The sequence below is a fragment of the Peterkaempfera griseoplana genome, assembly GCF_001418575.1.
GTDB lineage: Bacteria > Actinomycetota > Actinomycetes > Streptomycetales > Streptomycetaceae > Peterkaempfera > Peterkaempfera griseoplana.
Map to the genome: position 1 here is coordinate 1 of NZ_LIQR01000334.1, position 4,490 is coordinate 4,490.

At 73.3% G+C, this 4,490-nt stretch carries 4 protein-coding genes; 1 reads left to right on the forward strand and 3 read right to left on the reverse strand.

Going from position 1 to position 4,490, the window contains the following annotated elements; translation table 11 throughout:
* Positions 1 to 296 precede the first annotated feature (296 nt).
* From AOK09_RS24205 to AOK09_RS24215, 3 genes are all read right to left on the reverse strand, one after another.
* On the reverse strand, positions 297 to 1,160 hold the full coding sequence (locus AOK09_RS24205) for a YceI family protein (RefSeq protein ID WP_055589354.1): 864 nt from the start codon (positions 1,158 to 1,160) through the stop codon (positions 297 to 299).
* A 154-nt stretch (positions 1,161 to 1,314) separates the two neighbouring features.
* On the reverse strand, positions 1,315 to 3,771 hold the full coding sequence (locus AOK09_RS24210) for an MFS transporter (protein ID WP_079063382.1): 2,457 nt from the start codon (positions 3,769 to 3,771) through the stop codon (positions 1,315 to 1,317).
* Positions 3,771 to 4,253, reverse strand: coding sequence for a MarR family winged helix-turn-helix transcriptional regulator (locus AOK09_RS24215; RefSeq protein ID WP_055589355.1), 483 nt, complete (start codon positions 4,251 to 4,253; stop codon positions 3,771 to 3,773). The genes AOK09_RS24210 and AOK09_RS24215 overlap by 1 nt, the downstream gene beginning before the upstream one ends.
* Before the next feature lie 47 nt (positions 4,254 to 4,300).
* Here AOK09_RS24215 and AOK09_RS41380 point away from each other — a divergent pair.
* On the forward strand, positions 4,301 to 4,490 hold a 190-nt coding region (locus AOK09_RS41380; RefSeq protein WP_217698475.1), incomplete at its 3' end, for a hypothetical protein.

Consider the following 4,490-nt stretch of genomic DNA (forward strand, 5'->3'; position numbering starts at 1 on the left):
CCGCGCCACAGCCACCGCCCTCGCCGCCGCCCTGCTCGCCGCCGAGGCGGGGGCGGCGAGGGCGAGCGGGCCGGCGGCGAGCAGGGCGGCGGCGAGGGCGGTGGCTGTGGCGCGGCGTGCGAGCGGAGTGCTCATGCGGGGCTCCAGTCTGCCGATCCGCGTGCGCTGGGTGGGCGCACGTCCGACCGGATGCGGCGACTGGAGAGTAGCTTATAAGACTGTTTGTCAGTAACTGGTCGGTAGGTTACGGACCAGTAAAGGATTACCGAACGGTAGATCCCCCCGGCGTTCGCCGGCTAACCCTGCGGCAGCACCTCGCCCTGGACCGCCTGGACGTCCAGCTCCACCCGCAGCGTCGCGCCGATCGCCGCGATGCCCGCCTGCACCATCTGGTTCCAGTTCATGGCGAAGTCCTCCCGGCGCAGCTCCGCGGTGGCCCGGAAGGCCGCCCGCATCCCGCCCCACGGGTCGGGGGAGGTGCCCAGGAAGGCCAGCGCCAGATCCACCTGCCGGGTGACACCCGCCAGGGTCAGCTGCCCGTGCACGGTCCAGCGGTCGGGCCCGGCAGGGGTGAGCCCGCTGCCGCGGTACGCGATCACCGGGTTGCGCTCGGCGTCCAGGAAGTCGGCGGAGCGCAGATGGTCGTCGCGCACCGGGTTGCCGGTGTCCACCGAGGCGGCCTTGATCTCCGCGACCACCGAGGAGTCCTCGGTCCGCGGGGCGACCACGATCCGGGCGGCGAACTCCGTGAACCTCCCGTGCACGCTGGACATGCCCAGGTGCTGGGCGGTCGCCGAGACCGCGGAGTGCGCCGGGTCGACGGTCCAGACACCGGGCGGCGGCAGTTCCGCGCCGCCCTGCCGGGCCAGCACCAGGGTGCCGAGCTCGGCGGCCCCCGAACCGGTGGCGATCGCGGTCCGGGCGGCCGGCAGATAGCCGGCCGCGGTCACCACCACGGTGTACGCGCCGGGCGCCAGCGGGCCGGTGACGGCGGTGCCTGCGCCGTCCGCCTCGGCCCGGGCGACCTGGTGTCCGCCGGCGTCGGTCACGGTGGCCACCGCGTGCGGTACGGCCCAGCCGTCCCTGGTCACCAGCCGGACGTGCAGGCCCTGCGGCCCGCTGCCGGCAGCTGTGGCTGCCTCGGGGGCGCCGATCTGCATGAGCTCCTTCTTCCGTCGGGCGCGGTTCGCCCGCGCACCAGGCTCGGGGCCGTCCGGTACCGAATGCCCTTCGGTACCGGACGGCCTCAGCGGCCCGCCCTCGGGGGGCGGGACGGCCGGACCGGTTGCCCCTCGGTCCGGACACTCCGGTCCGTCAGTCCTCGGGGTGACCGAGCCAGAGGTCATGGGCGTCGGCTCCGGCGTCCGCCAGGGTCAGCCCGTCGGCCACCGGGGGGTAGCCCGCGGCGAGCACGGTGTAGCGGCCACCGGTGAGGTCGGTGAAGGCGTACTGGCCGTCGTCGAGGGTCGTCTGGACGGCCACCACGTTCCCGGCGGCGTCCAGCAGGGTCACCCGGGCGTCCGCGACCGGGCCGCCGCCGCGCACCCGCACGGTGCCGGCCACCCGGGCGCCGGGCTGCAGCACCACGTCCTGCACGGTCTGTCCGCTGCCCGCCACCTCCACCGGCACGGCGGCCGGGCGGTGGGCGGCGGCGCTCACCGCGAGGGTGTACGCGCCCGCGGTCACCTCGCCGAAGGCGAAGCCGCCGGTGGCGTCGGTCCGCCCCGAGGCGACCACCTCGCCCCGTACGTCCGCGACCACGACCATGGCGTCCCCGACGGGCGTGCCGTCCGTACCGCGTACGGTCCCGGCCAGGCCGCCGGCCCCGGCCAGCACCAGGTCGAAGTCGACCGGCAGGTCGCCCACCACCAGCGTCGCGGCGTGCGGTTCGTGGTCACCGGCGGAGGCGATCAGCACAAAGGTGCCGCTGCCGGGGGTGGCCAGCGCATAGCCGCCGTCGGGCTGCGCGGTGGCCCGGGCCAGCTGGTGGCCCCGTACGTCGATCAGGGTGAGCATGGCCGAACCCACCGGGCTGCCGTCCGCCCGGCGGACCGACCCGCGGATCAGGCCGCCACCCGGCGGCACGGTGTCCGCCTCCTGGCCGCCGAGCAGCCCGTCGGCGGCCAGGGCCACCGCGGTGGGCTGCTCCTCGCGCTGGGCGTGGCGCCCGTGCTCCGGCTCGGCCGGGGCCGCGGCGGGGGCCCCGCTGCGCTGCTGCTCGGTGTTCTGGGTGCGCAGCGGCACCTCCCTGATGAACAGGATGGCCAGCAGGGCCACCAGTGCGGCCGGCGCGGCGTACAGGAAGACGTCGCCGATGCCGTGGCCGAAGGCGTCCTCCACCACGGTGCGCACCGGGGCGGGCAGCGCGGAGAGGTCGGGGATGGCGCCGTCGCCGGCGCTGCTGTGGACGCCGAGCTTCGCCAGGCCGCTGGCGGTGTAGTCGGCGACCTGCCGGGCGAGGACCGCGCCCAGTGCGGAGACGCCCACGGCGCCGCCCAGGGTGCGGAAGAAGGAGACCACCGAGCTGGCCGCGCCGAGCTCCTGGGGGCGCACCTGGTTCTGCACCGCGAGCACCAGGTTCTGCATGGTGGTGCCCAGGCCCACACCGATCAGGAACATGAAGAGCGCGGCGTAGCCGTAGACGGTGTCATGGCGCAGGGTGCCGAGCAGGCCGTAGCCGGCAGTGAGCAGGATGGCGCCCGAGACCAGGAAGACCTTCCAGCGGCCGGTGCGGGTGATGATCCGGCCGGCGATGGTGGAGGCGAGCGCCAGGCCCGCGATCATCGGCAGGGTCATCAGGCCGGCCCTGGTGGGCGAGTCGCCGCGGGCCAGCTGGAAGTACTGGCTGAGGAAGGTGGTGGCGCCGAACATGGCCACACCGACCATCAGGCTGGCCACCACGGCCAGGCTCATGGTGCTGTTGCGGAAGAGGTGCAGCGGGATGATCGGCTCGGCGGCCCTGGACTCCACCAGCAGCACGATCAGGGCCAGCACCACGGCGCCGCCCACCATGGCGCCGGTCTGCCAGGACAGCCAGTCGTACTTGGAGCCGGCGAAGGAGACCCAGACCAGCAGCAGCGACACCGAGGCGGTGATCAGCGCGGCCCCGGCCCAGTCGACCTTGACCTTCCGCCGGTGGGTCGGCAGGTGCAGGGTCTTTTGCAGCACGATCAGGGCGATCACGGCGAACGGCACACCGACGTAGAAGCACCAGCGCCAGCCCAGCCAGGAGGTGTCGACGATCACGCCGCCGATCAGCGGGCCGCCGATGGTGGCCAGGGCGAAGACCGCGCCGAGGTAGCCCGAGTAGCGGCCGCGCTCACGCGGCGAGATCATCGCCGCCATGATCACCTGGGCCAGGGCGGTGAGACCGCCGGCGCCGATGCCCTGGACGACCCGGGCGCCGATCAGCATCCCGGAGTTCTGGGACAGACCGGCCACCGCGGAGCCGACCACATAGACCACCAGGCCCAGCTGGACCAGCACCTTCTTGCTGGTCAGGTCGGCCAGCTTGCCCCAGATGGGGGTGGAGACCGTGGTCGCCAGCAGGGTCGAGGTGATGATCCAGGTGTAGGCGGTCTGGCTGGCGCCCAGGTCGGCCGTGATCGTCGGCAGCGCGTTGGAGACGACGGTCGACGACAGGATCGCGACGAACATGCCCAGCAGCAGACCGGAGAGTGCCTCCATGATCTGCCGGTGCGACATGGGCGCGGCCGCCGCCTCCTTGCCGGGGGCGGCGTCCCGCACCCCGGCGGGTGCTGCGGTTTCCATCAAAGTCCTTTCGCTCCCGGCGTGGTGGTGCGGGAGGGGTCGGGTGTGCGTACGCGCCTGGTGTCGAAGCTCGTGCGCAGTCGGGCCAGCAGGGCGGTCAGCGCTGCGGCGTCCTCGTCGGGCCAGTCGGCCAGTGCCCTGGCGAGCAGGGTGCGTGCCTGGCTGAAGCGCTCCTGGGCGGCGCGTTCGCCCTCCGGGGTCAGCCGGGCGTACCAGGAACGGCGGTCGTGGGGGTTGGGCCTGCGTTCCGCCCAGCCCCGGCTCTCCAGGTCGGCGAGATGGCGGCTGGCCACCGACATGTCGATCTCGAAGAGCTCGGCCAGGTCGCCCACCCGCAGCTCGCCGCAGCGGTGCAGGGCCGCCAGCAGGGCGAAGCCGCCGCGGGGGCTTCCGGGGCCGAGTTCGCGCTTGACGGTCCTGATCACCGAGTCGATGCCGCTGAGCTGCAGAAGCAGTTCGCCGCAGCTGTCCTCGGAGATCACAGGCCATCACCGTCCTCTTCTAGTTGCCTAAAGCAACCATAACTCGCATGGTTGCCCAAGGCGACTTTTTACGTGTGAAGGTGGTCACGTACACCCACGAGGCGCTGTTGTGCACCCGGGACGCCTGTGAAAGAACGGTCGGGACGTCGTCCCAGGAGGTACGCATGCGTGTCCTGAACCGCCGCCTGACCCCCTCCCTGACTCTGGCCGCCGCACTCGTCGCGGCCCTCGCCACCG